Here is an 18,195-nt window from a genome sequence, read left to right as displayed (position 1 = left end):
GCGTTTTTAAGGCTGTTAGAGGATGAGGATGGATGTGGAGGTTGCTGATTAGTCCGGAGCCGATGAGGCGCGATTGAGAGAAGGAGGGGGTGGGTCCCTCCTTTTTTTATTTTGCTGAGAAAAGGTGGACCCAGTAGGCAGTGCCGTTTTGATCGGTGGCGTAGCCTGTGCCGATGTTGGTGAAACCGGACTGGAGGATGTTGGCGCGGTGGCCGGGTGATTCCATCCAGCCTTGGACGACGGTTTCGGCGGAAGTGTAGCCTTTGGCGATGTTTTCACCGTATACTGACCAGTCATATTTAAAGTGGTCAAGCATATTGCCGACGGAGCCGTATGTTGGCGATTTATGGGCGAAGTAATTCTTTTCTGCCATGTCTACGGCTTTTGCTTTGGCAATCGCTGAGAGTTCCTTGTCTTGTTTAAGTGCCGCCAAGTTTTCCTTTTTGCGTTCGTTGTTTACTAGATTGATTGTATGTGCGGCTTGTGAGTCGTCCATTTGGCTCGGTGGTGGCTCAGGGATTGAGTAGACTTTTTCGACGTATTTTTGTTGGGCTTTGTCGTAGTAGATTTCGCCGGATTTGCGTTTGGCGTCAAATTCGTTGGCGCGCTGGATGAAGGCAGCCATATGGCCGCGTGATACGGGATCGTTCGGCTTGAATTCGCCGCCTTGTTCGGTCGTTGTGATGCCGAGTTCGGCAATCGTTGTGATGTAGCTATGGTAGCCATTGATTTTTTTGACGTCTCTGAATGAGATCAAGTCGTTGTCGTCTACTGTAATGTCGTAAGCGAGTGTGATGATTTTGGCCATTTGCCCGCGTGTGAGTGATGCGTTCGGATTGAACGCTTCGCCATTGTTGAAGATGCCGCGTTCAGTGAGTGCGCGGATGTGGTCGTATGCGCCATGTGCCGGAGTGACGTCTTTGAAGTCCGGCGTAAAGTCGTGTGTCGGCTTCGTTTTCGTTGCGAGCGCGACGATTTTGGCGGCTTGGGCGCGCGTCACTGGTTGGTTGAGTTTGTATGTACCGTCCGGGTAGCCATTGATGATGCCGAGATCTGAGATGGCGTCGATCGGCTCGTATGCCCAGTGGGATTTCGGGACGTCTGTGAATGATGCGGCTTGTGCCGGCTGGATTGCGGGTGTGAGTAGCAGTGCGGTTGCGAGAAGTGCGGTTGAGATTTTGAGTTTCATAGATGTTCGCCTCCTTTTTCTATGAGTATACTGTTTTTTTAATAGGCAGTAGAGCAAAACGTGGGGTTATGTGTGTTTTTGGGCATATATGCGTAGTTGTTGGCGGTTATGCGCGGAAAATCGGATTTATGAGTGATTCGGATGGTTTATGCGCGGGAATTTTGGATTATGCATATTTGCAGGAGTTTATGCGTGATTTGAGAGAATTGTGGTGGAATGCTGTATGTAAAAAGAAAAAAGCTTACTTTGAATGTAAGCTTTTAGCGCCAAAAGGATGTGCAGTCTGCTTTGTCCTCGATGTTATGATCAATCATTTTCTTAAGTAATTCGTAGTCGAACGGCTTGTTCCATGGGAACTGGACTAGCATTTTTGTGTGCTTGTAGCCGGCTTGCACGATTTGTTCGGAGAAGTGGTTGATCCCTTCTTGTTCCGGAGAGACGGCCAAATGCTGTTTGGACACACTGATACCGATGATGTATGTGTCGTGATCGGTGAACATCGGCTGGTTCCACTTGATGACGGGGACTAGGGTTGGATAGTTATCGGATACCCATGTCAGTACTTCTTCCGTTCGGGCCCGGTGTTCCGCGTTATCGATTTTCGTTACAAACTCTTCGAAAACTTTCATGTAGTTTCCTCCTCGTTCTCGTTAGGTTTTGTACATGCATTATATAGGCTTGTCTTGTTGGTTGTCGAGCCGTCTTTACGACGGCTCGGGTTTGGTTTTGCGTTTTTTCCACAGATCTTCTGCGGCTCCGGATCCGAGGATGACGCCGATGATGATTAAGACGAAGCCGAATAGGTGGCGACTAGTGATGATTTCGCCGAGGAAGATGGCTGAGCCTGCAAGAGCGAAGAGTGTGTTCAAGTTCATGAAGATGGCGGCTTTAGCAGGGCCGACTTGTCCGACGGAATAGTTGTAGAGCATATGCCCTACGGCTGTTCCGAAAATGGCGCTCGTTGCAAAGACTGCCCAGAAGCTTGACGGGACGGTTGTGAATTTCACGAGTTCGCCCGGCTCTTGGATGAGGCTGATGACGAATAGGATCAGGCTTCCGATCGTAAGCATGTACGCGGTGAGCAGTCTTGGGTCCAGCGTCCTTGCCGCCTTCGCGATTACCAAAAACGAAAGGACTTGTGCAAGGATGGAGATGAAGATGAATGCGTCTCCGAGTTTGAGGCCGCTGAATCCTTCGCCGCCTGCGAGGACGACGGAGCTGATGCCGATGAAGCCTACTGCCGCGCCGATCCATTGGATTTTTGTCGGATAGTTGCGCAGGATGAGAGATGTGCAAATTGCCGTTAGTACTGGGCCGGTTCCGAGGATAAGGCTAGCGTTCGTGCCGGATGTACGGAAAAGGCCCATATTGAGGAAGTAGTGGTGAAGGACGACGTTGAGTGCGGCTCCGCCGATGATGTATGTCCATTCCTTTTTGGTTGGGAGGCGTACGAGTTTAAGAGCTCCGAGTATGGCGAATACGGTGATGCCCGCTGTGAAGACGCGGAGTGCAGTCATCGTGACGGGATGCATGTATTCGAGCATGTATTTGAGCATGGGGAGATTGAGTCCCCAAAGCAGCATTGTTGTGGTGAGTAGTATGTAGATTTTCCACATGTTGGTGTCCTTCTTTCTAGTGCTGATAAGAGTCTAGTTTAGCATATGGGAAGTGTTTATGCGCTAGTTTTTGGGATTATGCGTGGATCGATGGGTTTATGCGCAGGCAAATGATTTTATAAGTTTTTGGATAGATTTATGCGTGGGTTTGATAGTTTATGAAATAATGCGGGGATTTCGCTTTCTATAAACGTGGGAACTTTTTGAGAGACTTCTCTTCCCTACTCGCGCCAAATGGTTTTGACAAATTAAGGGTTTGGTTGGAGACGTTATTGGATTATATACACTTTGGTAGGTGTGATTATATATGGTGACATACGAAACCATGAATATACTTGTGCAGTTAGGTATATTGCATGCACTCTGGGCTACGGCTATGATTGCGATGATTGCATTGTTCACCAAAGGAAAGTAACCACCCTCCGCTAACAGCCGTGTAAGCAAGGTGGTTACTCTTTCACTTTTGCAACCAGGCCAACCGCTTTTCTGCGGATGTCAGCTACAATTGACTGGGCGTTGTGCGACGCTCAGTCTTTTTTAGTATATGTAAATTATAACATACATATAATCTGGTTTCACTTTCTATAATCCCGAGTTAAGTTTCCTTTTCTACTTCGCGCTCAATCGATCAATATTGCCATAGAAATTATCGAGCGTTTGTCAATGTCTTTCTGCGGTAGCGGAGCGAGGGCGATTTCCCCCGAGCGAGCATAAGGAGCAGAAAGGCGTTGACAAACAGGATGCACCCAGACCCTCTTGGCTTGGAACAAACTCCGTTTGTTCCTGCCTACCGGCGAGGGAGCCCCCTAAATATGAGGGGGATGGGGGAGTTTTTTGGGTACCCTTCTTCCCTATTTGCACTATATGCGCATGGAAAAAGCGGACTCTCGTTGTGGGAGTCCGCTTTTCATTTAGAATCTATATGCTTTTCGCTCGATAGCAAGTGACCCTATGATGTAGGCGATCAGGGACAGGACGACTGGGATCGTTACTGTGTGGACACCAAGTAAGTTGCCATATGATGCGTTGTAGAAGTGGATTGCGATATAACTGGCGATACCAGTGATCATACTTAGGATTGCGCCGTGTTTATTGCCGTACTTCCAATAAAGTCCGAGGACGATCGGCCAGATGAAGGCGGCTTCGAGTCCCCCGAAGGCGAATAAGTTCAGGAAGATGAGCAAGTCGGGCGGCTGGATGGCGAGTAGGAAGACAATGATTCCTAGGATGCCAGTGACGCCGAAGCTCAGTTGTTTGACGCGTTTTTCAGTTGCGTCCGGTTTGATGAAGTTCAAGTAGACGTCTTTGACAATCGCTGAACTGACGAGCAGGAGCAGCGAGTCGACGGTCGACATGATGGCCGCCATTGGTGCAGCCAGGACGATGCCGGCTAACCATGCAGGCAATACTTCGAGCGCGATGAGCGGAATGACTTTGTCTCCTACGTCGATTCCCGGCATAACGGGTCTCGCAAAGACGCCGATTAGGTGCATGTTGAGCATAATGAAGCCCGTGACGATTGTGCCGATGACGAGTGCACGGTGCATGGCGCGTGAGCTTTTGTAGCTCATGGCGCGGACTGCCATTTGCGGGAGTCCGACGACACCGACGCCGACGAGAATCCAGAAGGAGGATACGTAGGCGGCCGTGAGTGACCCGTCCGCTCCAAATGGCGTGACGAGTCTCGGATTTTCATTCAATAAATCTTGCATGATGGCAGGGACTCCGCCTCCAGCGATGATGACGCCGATGAGCAGGATGAGTGTGCCCACAATCATGATTGCTCCTTGGACGGCGTCAGTCAGTGCGACAGCACGAAATCCGCCGATTGTCACGTAAACGAGGACGGAAATCGCGAAGATGAAGAGTGCTGTCGTGTACTCAAGCCCAGTGAGCGATTCGATGAGCCGTCCCCCGCCAACCCATTGTGCAGTCATGGCCGAGAAAAGGAAAATGATGATGGCGATTGCTGAAAGAATTGCGACCGCTGGGCTGTTGTAACGCGCTTTCAAGAAATCGATCATCGTTACGGCGTTGTATTTACGCCCTAAGATGGCGAATTTCTTCCCAAGGATGAGCAGGACAAAATAGCCGGTGACGACTTGGGTCATGGCGAGCAAGATCCAGCCGAAGCCGACTGTGTAGGCAGTACCGGGTCCCCCGAGGAAGCTGGATGCGCTGCCGTATGTGGCGACCATCGTCATAGCGAGGACGAACCCGCCGAGTTCGCGTCCTCCGAGGAAGTATTCTTGAAGGAATCCGCCGCCAGTGCTCATTTGTTTCGATGCGATGAAGCCAATGGCGAAGATCGCGATTAAGAATATGACGAGCGGGATGATGACTTGGATGTTCATGGCTTCTGGGATTCCTCCATTTCAGTGTATTCTGCATCAAGCGGGACTTCTTTTAAGACAAATTTGGTGATGACGATAATGAGTGCTGACATTAGGATGAAGCCGATGACGCAGCTGTAGAAGAACCAGTCGGGCAAACCGAGGATGTATGTGTATTCTTCAGGTGGGCGGGATCCGAGTCCGTAGGCGAAGCCGTACCACCAGATGAAGTTGAAGATGGCGAGTCCAATGCCGATGAGTGCTTCGCGATGTGCGATTTTGAAGCGCGGGTCGGGCTTGTATGTTTCTTGTTTTTCGGAGGACATTTTTTCGGGTGCTCCTTTCATTTTAAAGTTCGATTGACTTCTTTGAGGTTGATTATACAGGAATTCCTTGTTTTTGGGAGGGGTTAATTGGAGTTTGATAGATTTTGGGAATTTGGGAGCGGGATGTTATGCGCGGATTGGCGGATTTATGCGTGTTTGGCGGCGGTTATGCGTGAGTTTTTTTAGTTATGCGTGTTGCGGAGAGTTTATGGATTTTTTGGGACGGTTATGCGTTTTTGAGAGAGTTTATGGGGGTTTCAAGGGTACGCGGGGTTTCTTCTATTATATATAGACGGTTGAATCGCGCTGAATGGTTTTGACAAATTAAGGGTTTGATTGAAAAAACGCTCCTGAGTGGGAGCGTTTTACGGTTGTTGAATGTAGTAGTCCATGACGAGTTCGTCTTCGAGCAGTTCGTCGGTTAGCGTGAAGCCGACTTTTTGGTAGAATTCGATGGCGCCGGGATTTTCGGGCCAGACGGATAGGCGGATTCTTTGGCAATCGGGTTTTGCCGCGAGCAAGTCGATGGCAGCTTTCATCGCTTGTTTGCCGTAGCCCTTCCCTTGGAATTGTTCGCCGATCATGAAGCGCGGAATCCAGTAGCGGTCGTATTCTTCGTTTTCTGGTACGTCTTCTATGGCGAGCAGGCCGATGACGGTTTCTCCGTCACGTATCGCGTATGGTGTGAAGTTCGGGTCGACGTATGCCCAGGCGATTGTGTTGACGTTTTTCGCGACGAATTCTTTTTGCGATTCGGCTACTTCTAGTTTGACGCAGGCGCGTATATTGTCTTGGTTCACTTTTTCGAGTGTTATATTCATAATTGGGAACCCCTTTTCAAGTTGTCTTGTTTTATTCAACAGGAGTTGGGGATTTCCCTTCTTTCATTAATACATAATGAGCTGCTTTCCGTTCGCCGATAAGTTGCAGGCCGGATTTGGCGAGCAGGCCGCGGGCGACGTTGCGGTTGTTGAGCTGAGTGAAGTAGCGGAATTCGCGGTTCGTCATTTTCGGTTGGACGAGCATGAACCAGTCTTCGACAGTTTTGCGATGTTCGGTTTTTCCGGTGTGGCCGCATGATGGGCAGTTCCACTTCTCCCTACCCCACTGCATGCCAAGGCGGTCGCAGCCTGGGCAGATAACGCCAGGTTGGATATCTGCGGGGGTGATGCCGTACAAGTTTGCGAGAGGGAATGGGTTGTATTCTTTATGGTGTTCTATCAAGGCGTTTGCTAGATTGTAGATTGCGTGTCCGTCGAGAATTCTTTCATTCATGGGTAGTGATCGGAAATGGACAGACGCTTCGTAAGTGAACATCGTTTTCACTTCGGGCGACGGGTGTTCGATGGCGAGTTCATTGGTGTGTGCAAATGTGAGGATGCCGTCGATGGGGATTTGGATGCCGCGCTCGCCGAGCCAGTTTTTGAGCAAGTGGATTTTCCGGTCCACTTCGATGTACGGATTGCGCATCGGTTTGCGATCGCCGTTTTGGAATACTCGAATGAATTGTGTCGGGTTCGCTTTGATGACCGTTTTGTCTTTATGATTTTTCACTTCGACAACTGTGACAGATGATGGTGTGATGACGAGCGAATCGATTTGGAAATAGACGCCGTCTTGTTGTAGATAAAGATCGTGGAGTATGGCGTGCGGGTAGTCTGGGCGGAATTCATTGATGTGGTCGTCAAATTCGAGTTCGCCGTTGTAGCCTGCTTGACAGATTAGGAGATTCTTTTTGACCTCGTGCTTTTTATCATGATTGTTTCGCAGGCGTTTGTCCAAAGAAATGAGTGCTTTCAGTTCGTTTGGCATCGTTCGTTTTTTGTAGATCATTTTATCACCTCATGTTTAGTTTAGCTTGCTTAGTGTGTGAATGGAATAGTTTGGATGAAGCTCGAAGTTTGGGCCGTTTTTGGCGTTTTAAATTTTGTTTTGCGTCGATTTCGGCGGTTAAAAATGAATTTTGCTAGTTTGGGATTGAGTGATTAGTAGATTTTATGCGTGAGTTTGGGAGATTATGCGGATAATTTTTGGGATATGCGAGAGTTTTTTGGGTTATGCGTAAATAGCCGGCGTTATGCGTGATTCTTAGCGATTATGAGGTTTTGAAGACGTTTATGCGTGATTCGAAGAGTTTATGAGGTTTTGGACGCATAAAAGCCCTGATTCGAGCTAGTCAGGGCTTTGGTTCAAGTTTATTTGTTCAATTCCTTTATCGCTGCCACAGCCTCATCGATATGATGAACGGGTATGATTTCAATTGTTAAATTTTCTTGGGCTTTTACAGTCTCCGCTTCTTTCCTATTTGCATCGGGAACTATGATGTATGGGAAACCGCTTTGTTCCGATATGATCATCTTCCCTGCTATTCCACCCACTTCGTTGACTCTACCATTTGCTTCTAACGTTCCCGTGACGCCAAATGGAATTTGATTATGGAGGGTACCTTGATGAACCATCGCTGAGAGTCCTAACGCTAGGCCAGCGCTATCCCCACTATAATTTTCCTGACTAAGAAATTCATTAATAACTGTAATATCTTCCCGAAAATAACCTCTTACATTGTCCCCCATTATGTGAAATTGATCTTTGCCTAATCCTAAAAATCGTTTTATTTCATTTGTTTTACTTTTGTACCTATCTCGATTTGTAATCTTATGCAAATCAAACATTTGAATACCGTCTCTTTCGTAAATATCCCTTATCATACTTTCCTCTTTCATGTAATAAATATGGTTAAATCCAATCGCCAAAATATTAATCCCAGAGTTTTGTATAATTTCCTGTGGTTCTCTGTAGACATCTGCAATATACGTATTACTCTCATATTCTACGAGTAGAAATTCATACCCCAAAATGAGGGTCAATAAAGTTAGTACGAAAAAGTTGTTAAGGCTTCTAAACTTATCTTTTCGGAAAATAATCGATAGGATTAAAGCGATAATCATGAGGCCTATTAATGCCATTAGAAATGCGTAACTATTTATATAATCCAAATAATAAGCATTACCAAGTATGAAATAGATAGGGACTACTATGAAAATGCTATACACAAATGCTAACAGCTTGGTTGAGCGGTCTAGTGATTTATTCATATCTTGTTCCTTTCCTAATCATGGTTGCAGGTAAAAAGTGCTTTGGCCGGTTATGCCAAAGCACTTTGATAGAAAACGTGATGTTTATCCAATTTGTGTCATGAATTGGATAAGGTTATCTGCTTGAATGGTATCGGTCGCGACTTTGTTGCGGCCGACTTTTTGACATTTTGTACATTGGTGGATAATTTGGTAGCCTTTTTTTCCGGAGTAATCAAGGCCGATCGGTTTCATTAATGCTTTGCATTCACTTGCACGGTCTCCCGGAAAATTATCCATATGCTTCGAATACAGGCATACGGGACAATGGTTTCGAAAGCTGCCATTTGTTAACGGTTCAATGTTTGCACCGCAGTTTTCACATTGGAATGCGGTATTTTCTATTCTTCTTTTCATTTGCCATTCCTCCAAGATGTTATTTCATCTTTGGAGAAAAGGGTTCCGTTTGTTTTTCCACCGGAGTGGTATCAGGCTTTCAAAGGGAAGTGACCGATTCACCGTCTTGCTCTACAAAACGATTACTTCTAGTTCCTGCTTCACGGAGGCTTTTTCCATCCTCCGATCCGGACCACGATCGGGTTTATGATTTTATCCCGACCACTGTAAGGCGGATTGCTCCACCTTCCACTAGTAGGTGTTCACCTATAATCACTGACTTTGGCATTCGTCCCCTATTTGGCAATGAAAGTGAATAATTTTTGTTTCAAACCATTCACTCCTACTCAAATTGTTTTCTATTCCACTATATAGTATCATTTCTTTTCGCTTTTTTGAATAATTCAACAGAAGGTCGCGGGGAGCTTTATGGACTTCTTTCTTCACGTCGCGCTAAATGCTTTTGACAAATAAGGGGTTTTACGATGGCGATATGCGTGGTTATTGGAGTTTATGCATTTTTAGGAGCAGTTATGAGTTTTTGAAGACGTTTATGCGTGGATTGCGGGATTTATGCGTTTCTGGAGCGGTTTATGCGTTTTTCATTTAAAAACCGCCTGGCTCGACGGTTACTGAGTGCAGTATTGGTAGATGGCGGCGGTGGCCAGGCAGTCGCCGATTGCGTCGTGGGCGTCGTGTTCGAGTTGGAGGTGCTTCGCCAAGGTGCCGAGTTTGTGGTTCGGGGTTTCTGTAATTGTTTTGCGTGCGAGTTTGACAGTGTCAATGACGGTGTATTCGGGAATTTGGATGCCTTCGATGTTTTCGAGGGCGTACAGGAAACCCATGTCGAAGCTCGCGTTATGGGCGATGATCGGCAAATCGCCGATGAATTCGAGGAGCTCGTCGATTTTATACTCGATGGTCGGTGCCCATTGGACCATTTCGTTCGTGATGCCTGTCAGCCTTGTGATGGAAGCCGGTATATGGCGTTCCGGATTGATGAAGGTGTTAAGGACTTCGACGCGCTCGTGGTTGATGTATTTGAGGGCTCCGATTTGGATGATGCGATCAGCGCCAGCTCGAAAGCCTGTAGTTTCGAAGTCGAGGACGATATAGTCTGTAACGTGCTTGGATGTCGTTTTGTATTTCCTGACGCGAGACGCGCGGCGGGCGCCCCAGTTTTGGATGTCCGTCTTTGTTTGCAGCAGCTGTGCAGCTTTTCGGTTCGAGCTCATCTTGGATGCACATCCTTTAATATTATCGATTGTTGCAAATCTATTACTATATTACACCTTTTTAAAAGTATTAAACTAGATATATGTTTTATTCTTCGGTTATCGGTTGCAAACTGCTTACGAGCATGGTATTATTGCCCTACATTTTCGAACGGAGGGTTTACCAATGGCAACTATTACATTTCGAATCAAGTTGAACGGCTAATTGAATAGCGTTAAATGGCTCTGCTTATGTGGGGTGTTCGGAATGGGTCTGCCTTTTTACAATTTCATATGGAAATACAAAGAGACGGGATTGCCCTCTCTTTTTATTTTTGTGTTTTTGGGGAGCTCCTTTTCGACTACTTTTTCGTAACAAAGCCAACAATACTGAAGTAGATGAGAGGAGTTTTTATATGCAAGAAACTGTGAAACCGAAAAAATATGAGTTTTTGGCGGATGACCCGAATGTGAAGGTCATGCCGATCATGCTTTCACTCATCATCGGTGCTTTTTTCGCGATTTTGAATGAAACATTGCTGAATATCGCGATGGTTACATTAATGGAAGAGTTTTCGATTGAATTGCCGACGGTACAATGGATGGCAACAGGCTTCATGCTTGTGATGGCGATTGTCATTCCAATTTCGGCGTTGTTAATGCAATGGTTCACGACGAGGCAATTGTTCCTCGGAACGATGATTGTCTTTACAATCGGTACGATTGTTAGTGCGTCTGCGCCTACGTTTTCCATTTTGCTCGTTGGACGGTTGATTCAGGCGAGTGGTACCGGTTTGCTGATGCCTATTATTTTCAATGTGTTTTTAATGATTTTCCCGCCGGAACGCCGTGGAAAAGTGATGGGGTTGATTGGTCTTGTCATTATGTTTGCGCCGGCGATTGGACCGACACTCTCCGGAGTGATCGTTGAATATCTCGGATGGCGTTATTTATTTATCGTCGTCATTCCGTTTGCACTGTTTTCGATTATTTTTGCTTACAGGCATTTAATTAATGTTGGAGAAGTGACGAAGCCGAAGATTGATTTCATTTCGTTAATCTTTTCGACGATCGGCTTTGGCGGGGTCGTTTACGGTTTTAGTGCTGTCGGGGAAAGTGCGGATGGATTTTTAAGCGCGAATGTGCTGACCGCCATCGTTGTTGGCGTCATCGGCGTCGTTCTTTTCGTACTGCGACAATTGAAGCTGGAAGAACCGATCATGGATTTACGTGTGTTCCGTTATCCGATGTATACACATGCAGTCATTCTGTTTTTGATCATTATTATGTCGATGTTTGCGTCTGAAATCATTTTGCCGATTTATATGCAAGGTCCGTTGGCGTTAACCGCCGCTACAGCAGGGTTAGTCCTTTTGCCGGGAAGCATTTTGAACGGTGTCATGTCGCCGTTCATGGGGCATCTTTTTGATAAGTTCGGACCGCGCGTCTTAATGATTCCGGCGACGATTGTGTTGAGCGGAACGATGTTCATGATGAGCAGATTGACGGTTGACACTCCGGTTTGGGTCGTCGTGCTTGGGTATATTTTAATCATGCTGACGGTATCGGCGATTATGATGCCAGCGGAGACAAATGGATTGAACCAATTGCCGAAGAGATTGTATCCGCATGGAACGGCAGTCATGTCGACGTTGCAGCCGGTCGGAGGCGCGATTGGCGTTTCGATTTTCATCAGTATTTTGAATGCAAGGCAATTAAGGTATTTGGAAGGATCCGCGAATCCTGCTGATGCAGCGACGATTGATCTAGCGATGGTGGCGGGCGTTGAACTCGTTTACTTTATCGCTTTTGCGATGTCGATCGTAGCGGTTATTATGGCATTCTTCGTTTATCGTGCGAAGCCTGATGAGCCGGTTGAAGAGGAAGAAGTGCCGGCTGAATAGGAATTATGTAGGGAGGGACTGCCCCTGAAAGTTGATAATCGACTTTCTGTGGTGGTCTTTTTTTGTGTAGGAGTGGTGGATTATGAGCGCGGAAGGATGTTTTGCCGGGGATTTCTTTTTCGCGCTGAATGCTTTTGACAAATTAAGGGGGTCGTTCGGGGCGTTATGCGTGATTCGTGGGATTTATGCGCTTTTGGAATGATTTATGCGTGAATCGGATCTTTTATGCGTAATTGGTAGCCGTTATGCGTAAAGAAATGAATTTATGCGTGGATAGTGGGATTTATGCGTTTTTGGAGAAAGAAACAGCCTTTCCGAGAGTCGGAAAGGCTGTTTTGGATTAGATTTCGATAGCTACGAAGCTGCCGGCGTTATCTGTTTGGAATCTTGCTTTGCCATCTTTCGTGTTGCCTTTAATGGAAAGAACGTTACCACTGGTAAGGTCTTGAATTGACACGTTTTTATCGCTGTTCACTGACATGATGACATCGATTTTGTGATTGATGCTAGTCAGTTGTTGTTTCATGTCACCGATTCCATTCCAGAACGTGATTGTGTAAATGTCGGAAACGGCGTTGATTACTTCAGATGCACTGCTTCTTGCGATGGAGATCGTCATATCGCCGTGCAAGTCTTTGAATACATTTTTATGAAGCGAGAAGACTGCACCGTCTTTTTGGATGACAACTTCTTTCTTTGAATCTGTGAGTGCTTTCAAAGCAGAAGCGTTCAATTCGATATCAGTTTCCCCTTCAAACGCCGACAAGTCAAGCACGATTTCTCCTGTGGAGCTTGCAATCGTATCTTCTGTGACGACAAATTTCTGAGTTTCCGGTTCAGTTACAGGTTCTTCAGGCTCAGTAATTTGTGCTGCTCCAACGATTACCGTAACAGTTGATGTGAAATCGCCGTGTGTAACTGTGATTTCCGTTTCGCCTGCGCCTGTTGCTGTAATGAAGCCGTTTGCGACAGTTGCGACGTTTTCATTTGCAGATGTGAATGTTGACGAAGAAGTAGCGTCTTCTTCACCTACAAACGTGCCGTCCGCTTTTGTCGTAGTTTGTGTGACCGTCAATTGATCCGTTTCTCCTTCGATAAGGGAGACGTGATTTTTATTGACTGCGAATGCGATTGTGTCCGGTTGTTCTGGTTCTTCCGGTAGCTCCGGCTCTTCCACTTTGCCCGTCACTTCAAGGTAGACGAGTGTGACATCACCGTTTGGCATAACGACGCGGACTTGTGTTTTACCTGGTGCATGTGCTGTGACGAGTCCTCTTTGGACAGTCGCAAGCGTGTTGTTGACGACGTTGAAGCGTGAGTCAACAGTTGCATCGCGTTGTGTCGTTTTCCCGTCTGGCGTGACAGTCGTTTCAGTTACTTTGAGTTGCTGCTGTTCGCCTACTTCCATTGTCATTTCAGTCGCACTTAGTTCGTACGTGACAACGTTCTGTGGAAGGTTTTCTACTTTTACGTAAACGTAGAATGTTTCCTTTAGATTTGTTTGTTGATTGTTGTCGTAGACATTGATGCGCAATTGTGATTGGCCTGCTTTCAATCCTGTAACAAGACCTTTCTTCACAGTTGCGACAGTGTTATCGATCACTTTGTAAGCGCCGAAACCTGTTACGTCTCTTTCAGTGACTGTGCCGTCAGGTTTTACAGTCGTTTCCGTGACATAGACTTGTTCCTGTTGACCAACTCCGATGTTCACATGAGTTTGATTCACAGTATACGTAACGATGTCTTGCGGAAGATTTTTCACTTCCAAGTAGACGTAGATCGTTTCGTGTCCTTCGATCAAGACGCGAACTTGCGTTTTTCCTGCTTGCTTCGCTGTGACAAGTCCTTTTTGAACAGTTGCGTACGTGTTGTTAACGACGTTGTAGCGAAGTTGTCCTGTTACGTCTTTTTCGATGACAGTGCCGTCAGGTTTTACTGTCGTTTGAGTGACATAAAGCTGTTCTTGCTGGCCTACGCCGAGTACCATATTTGTTTTATTGACGGAGTATGTGACTGTCTCTTCGCCAACTGCCTTTTCAGCGACTTCGACTGCAACTGTTGCTGAGAAGTCTTCGTACGTAACAGTGATTTCGGTTGTGCCTGCAGCGACTGCTGTGACGATGCCGTTTTCTACTGTCGCGATTGACTCATCCGCTGAAGTGAATGTGGCTTCTGCAGTGACGTCTTTCTCTTCAGTTGTGCCGTCTGCTTTTGTCGTTGTTTCAGTTACAAATAGCTGTTCTTGATGTCCTGCTTCAAGTGAAACTTTTGTTTTATTCACCGCGTACGTGACTTCATCATTCACTTCTTCCGCCACTTCGATTGCGATTGTCGCAGTGAATTCTTTGTATGTTACTGTAATGTCTGTCGTGCCTGCGCTAACAGCAGTAATATTGCCGTTTTCGACTGTCGCGATTGACTCGTCAGCAGAAGTGAATGTTGCGTCTGCTGTGACGTCTTTCTCTTCTGTCGTTCCATCCGCTTTTGTCGTCGTTTCAGTTACAGTCAATTGCTTCGATACGCCGACTTCAAGTTCAAGCGCTTCATGGTTGACTGTGTATTCGACTTCGTCATCCACTTGGTCGCCAGCATTGTAGATGATCGCTTCAGCTTTATTGCCTGCAGCGTCTTCGTATTTCACTTTGACCGAGTTGTCTTTTTTGTTAAGCTCAGGAAGTTCGAATGTGAATGTCCCATCTTGCTCGAGTTTGACCGGGCCGGATGCGACAACTTCTTCACCTTTCAATACTTCGTAAGACGCTTTTAGTTTCGTGTTGATGTCATAGCCCATGTCGTATTCAACGAGTTCCGCTTGGTATGCGATATAAGCGTCATCGATTCGGCCGGTTGCAGTTGTGCCTTCAATTGCCCCTTCGATCGTACCCGCTTCGGATTTAACGACGACTGGTCCTACGTAGTCACCGATGATCGGTGGGTTGCCGGATACCGTCATTGCAGTATAGTCGATTGTGTAGAGACCGTCCGGAATTGTTGTTGCGCCGGATCCGCCCCAAGGATTGTATTGTCCTTTAATCGCTAACTGGTATGAGCCTGCCCCTAGTGAAGAGCCCGCGTGCAGGTAGCCGATGTAGCCGTCTCCGTAATCGCCGCCTTCAGGGTCCATGATGTCCCAAATTTCCAAGTAGTTCGTAGCAACGTCGCTCGTGATTGTGAAGTAAAGCATCGCTTCGTCTTTCACGCCGTCGCCGTTGAAGCTCAAGTCTGTTTCCGTGATGCGCATGTCTCTAATTTCAGCTGCTGCTTCCCCGCCGAAATCGGCTGCGAATGGCAATGATGCAGTCGTGCTGCCGCCTTCGATGTTGATGTAGCCGAGGATTTCAGATCCAGGTGCTGGATTCGCATTTGCGGAAGCTGTCAATGTGACGTTGAGCAACTGCTCGCCTGATAAAGTAAATGTCGGCTTGTCGATTGTGACTGTTGCGTCTGCAAAGCCTTTCGTCACTTGTACAGAGGCGTTGTATGTGCCGCCATTGCCGTTCATGTTCTTGACAAGGATTTGCTTTGTCACTTCAATGTTATTCGATAAATCTTGTGGACCGAATGTTACTGTCCCTTTTTTATTTTCAACGATGTCGCCATCATTGTTTGCTTCGTCGATTGCGTAAGCAAGGATTTCAGGGTGCGCTGCTTGGTATGCTTGTACGCGGCCAGCTCCTTGTGCGAATACGTCGTACTTGCTAGTGTCGAGGACCTTCGCTGTGTTGGAAAGCGCAACTTTTACGTCGAAGGCATCCCAGTTCGGATTCGCCTGTTTCACTAGCGCCGCGATTCCCGCAATATGTGGTGTAGCCATGGAAGTACCTGTTTTACGTGCGTACGCTTGTTCGTAGGTGGCTTCCGGGAAGTCTGCTTTGTACATCGGAATTGTGGACATGATGTTCGTTCCCGGTGCTGTGACGTCAGGTTTAATGTCGAAGTTTGGTGTGGACGGTCCGCGTGAGCTGGAGTCGTTCACTTCGTCTCCAGTAGTCCAGTTAAAGTTATTTACATCAAATGAGATTTTCCCTTCTCCGTTTTCCAAACCGTCGTTGATTGCCTTTCCATCATTGTAAGACATGTTAAATGAAGGGATCGCCACATCAAAAACATTGCCGCCGCCTACATTGGACATCGGATTATCGTTTCCATCCGCATGATCCTTTGTATTGTACATAATGATCGCTTTGGCGCCTTTTTCCGTAGCAATTTGGATTTTTTCCAGGAACGCAATTTCCCCACGAGAAACATGGACAACTTTTCCTTGGACGTCCAACTGATCATAGTCCGAATCTTTTCCAACCCCAGGGATTGCTATGATATCCAATTCCCCAGATAATTCTTGTTTAAGATTTTTTCCAATTGGCGTGAAGAAAAATTTCACGTTTTTTGAGAATTGGAATTCGCCGTTTGTCACTTCTGCTTTGACGGTCGACAATTCTGGGTTCGTCGTGTTGCCGACTGCGATGCCGAGACGGGCTGTACTAGGAGTGCCCATCGTGCCGCGGTTCGGGCCAGAGTTTCCTGTTGCGATGACTGAGATTGTGCCTGCTAGCATGGCGTTATTGATAGCGAATGAACCAGCGTCCGTTTCAGTGTTGGAGCCGCCGCCTAGTGAAAGGTTGATGACGTCCATTTCTTCGATGACTGCTGTGTCGATCGCTTTAACGATGCCTGATGTGGCACCGCTGCCGTATGCGCCAAGTACGCGGTATGCGTAAAGGTCGATTTTCGGTGCGATTCCTTTAATGCCGTATATGTTATTGCCGATTGCGGCGATTGTGCCCGCGACGTGTGTGCCGTGGGAAGTGTAGAATGAGCTTCCGTTCGCATTGAATTCAGGTGTGCCAGCCGGACGCTCTACAGGTGACGTTTCAGATGCGTCGTCATCTGCGCGTGGGCGTGTGTATGTGCTGCTGTTTGGAATGAAGTTTTTGCCACCTTTGTAGATGCCTTGGAAATCTGGGTGGTCGGCGTCGATTCCTGTGTCGAGGACAGCGACCTTGATGCCTTGTCCTTCATAGCCTTCTGCCCAGAGCGCTTCGATTCCGAGGAATCCGATGCTTGTATCCATAGCAGGACCGACTTGTCCACCTTTTGCTTTTTCTTCAAGTTTTAATTCGGACGGGGCCGGTTTTTTCAGACCGTTTGTTTTAGAGAGGCTTTTCGATTTACCATTATCGAGTGCATGTACAATCGTGTCTGGCTCGACGAGTGTGACGCCATTTACTTCGAGAAGTTTTGGCAGGTCGTCAGCTTTGACAGTTCCGGACATTCCGTTCAGGACGGTATCATATGTGAAGCCTTGTTTAAATTGAATGCCTTTGATAACCATTTCTTTTTTCGCAGCTACCTGCTGGTTGCGCACTTTTTGTTTTGTCTGTTGTGCTTCTGCGCTGGAGAATGGTTTTCCTTTCAGTTTGTGGATTCCTTTTTGGAGTCCTACTGATTTTTCAGATAGATGGATAATAACTGGAACTTCTTGATTCCCTGCTACGTTTTGGAGCTCTTCATGCAGTTTCGCTTCGCCCCCGAGCAGGTTGAGCTGTTCGGCAATGGCTGCTTTTTGCTGCATGATGCTTTCATCTTGCAAGTTTTGCTTGAATTGTTTAGCCGTTTGTTCAGCTGTGGTTTCCGATGTTTCCGCTGAATCGACCGGATCCGTGTTGGCGGATGCCGTGAGTGGCGTCAGCATGGAAAGCACGAGGATAAACGCTAAAAACGTGCTGAACAGCTTTGTGAAGTGACGATTCTTCAAAATACCTATTCCCCCTTAGTAGTTTGGTAGATTGCCACTTCACGATAGCATAGCGTGATTTGTTTGAAAATAGTGATTGGTGTCGTTAATAGCGATATTTCAGAAAAATCGTTCAAAGGATATGGATGGTTCTGGATGTGAGTAGTGCTGAGGATTTATGGATGAAGCTGGAATTATGAGTATTTAGCTAAGTTGCTTGTTTAGGTGTTTCGATATGGGATTTTGACAAGTTGCTGGCGATGTTTTGGATAGTGCGATTCATGTCGTGGCGGTTATGCGTGGTTTTTTACGTTTATGCGTTTCTTGAGGGATTTATGCGTGAATGTGCCGATTTATGCGTAAGTTTCTGGATATATGCGCGGATTTTTGCGGTTATGGGTTTTTAGAG

Annotated in this window: 12 protein-coding genes; 1 reads left to right on the top strand and 11 read right to left on the bottom strand. The window is 46.8% G+C overall.

The window, feature by feature from the left end:
* Window positions 1-106 precede the first annotated feature (106 nt).
* The 10 genes from AC0L13_RS02610 to AC0L13_RS02565 all read right to left on the bottom strand — a co-directional run bounded on the left by AC0L13_RS02610 (window position 107) and on the right by AC0L13_RS02565 (window position 10,169).
* Window positions 107-1,189 (bottom strand): CAP and S-layer homology domain-containing protein, encoded by a 1,083-nt coding sequence (locus AC0L13_RS02610; protein ID WP_473643657.1) that lies wholly within the window; start codon window positions 1,187-1,189, stop codon window positions 107-109.
* Window positions 1,190-1,449: 260 nt separating this feature from the next.
* Window positions 1,450-1,818, bottom strand: a complete 369-nt coding sequence (locus AC0L13_RS02605; protein ID WP_473643654.1) for an iron chaperone — start codon at window positions 1,816-1,818, stop codon at window positions 1,450-1,452.
* Window positions 1,819-1,893: 75 nt separating this feature from the next.
* Window positions 1,894-2,805, bottom strand: coding sequence for a DMT family transporter (locus tag AC0L13_RS02600; RefSeq protein ID WP_473643653.1), 912 nt, complete (start codon window positions 2,803-2,805; stop codon window positions 1,894-1,896).
* A 911-nt stretch (window positions 2,806-3,716) separates the two neighbouring features.
* Window positions 3,717-5,159 (bottom strand): sodium/pantothenate symporter, encoded by a 1,443-nt coding sequence (gene panF, locus AC0L13_RS02595; protein ID WP_473643650.1) that lies wholly within the window; start codon window positions 5,157-5,159, stop codon window positions 3,717-3,719.
* On the bottom strand, window positions 5,156-5,464 hold the full coding sequence (locus AC0L13_RS02590; RefSeq protein WP_473643648.1) for a YhdT family protein: 309 nt from the start codon (window positions 5,462-5,464) through the stop codon (window positions 5,156-5,158). The genes panF and AC0L13_RS02590 overlap by 4 nt, the downstream gene beginning before the upstream one ends.
* Before the next feature lie 365 nt (window positions 5,465-5,829).
* On the bottom strand, window positions 5,830-6,285 hold the full coding sequence (locus AC0L13_RS02585; protein ID WP_473643647.1) for a GNAT family N-acetyltransferase: 456 nt from the start codon (window positions 6,283-6,285) through the stop codon (window positions 5,830-5,832).
* A 31-nt stretch (window positions 6,286-6,316) separates the two neighbouring features.
* The gene (locus AC0L13_RS02580) at window positions 6,317-7,297 is read right to left on the bottom strand and encodes a nuclease-related domain-containing protein (protein WP_473643645.1); all 981 of its coding nucleotides are present in this window, start codon (window positions 7,295-7,297) and stop codon (window positions 6,317-6,319) included.
* A 362-nt stretch (window positions 7,298-7,659) separates the two neighbouring features.
* Window positions 7,660-8,559 carry a S16 family serine protease gene (locus tag AC0L13_RS02575; RefSeq protein WP_473643643.1) on the bottom strand — a complete coding sequence of 300 codons (900 nt, stop codon included), beginning with the start codon at window positions 8,557-8,559 and terminating at the stop codon, window positions 7,660-7,662.
* A gap of 84 nt (window positions 8,560-8,643) precedes the next feature.
* Complete coding sequence (locus AC0L13_RS02570) at window positions 8,644-8,955, bottom strand: RNHCP domain-containing protein (RefSeq protein ID WP_473643641.1); 312 nt, start codon at window positions 8,953-8,955, stop codon at window positions 8,644-8,646.
* 608 nt (window positions 8,956-9,563) lie between these two features.
* Window positions 9,564-10,169, bottom strand: a complete 606-nt coding sequence (locus AC0L13_RS02565) for a 3'-5' exonuclease (protein WP_473643639.1) — start codon at window positions 10,167-10,169, stop codon at window positions 9,564-9,566.
* 395 nt (window positions 10,170-10,564) lie between these two features.
* On the opposite strand from AC0L13_RS02565, the gene AC0L13_RS02560 reads away from it, so the two are divergent.
* The gene (locus AC0L13_RS02560) at window positions 10,565-12,052 is read left to right on the top strand and encodes an MDR family MFS transporter (protein WP_473643637.1); all 1,488 of its coding nucleotides are present in this window, start codon (window positions 10,565-10,567) and stop codon (window positions 12,050-12,052) included.
* A gap of 340 nt (window positions 12,053-12,392) precedes the next feature.
* Here the strand turns inward: AC0L13_RS02560 and AC0L13_RS02555 are convergent, their stop codons facing one another.
* Complete coding sequence (locus AC0L13_RS02555; RefSeq protein WP_473643635.1) at window positions 12,393-17,807, bottom strand: S8 family serine peptidase; 5,415 nt, start codon at window positions 17,805-17,807, stop codon at window positions 12,393-12,395.
* Window positions 17,808-18,195 lie beyond the last annotated feature (388 nt).

Source organism: Sporosarcina sp. QA0331, assembly GCF_055808055.1.
This window is presented reverse-complemented; position numbering and strand designations above follow the sequence as displayed.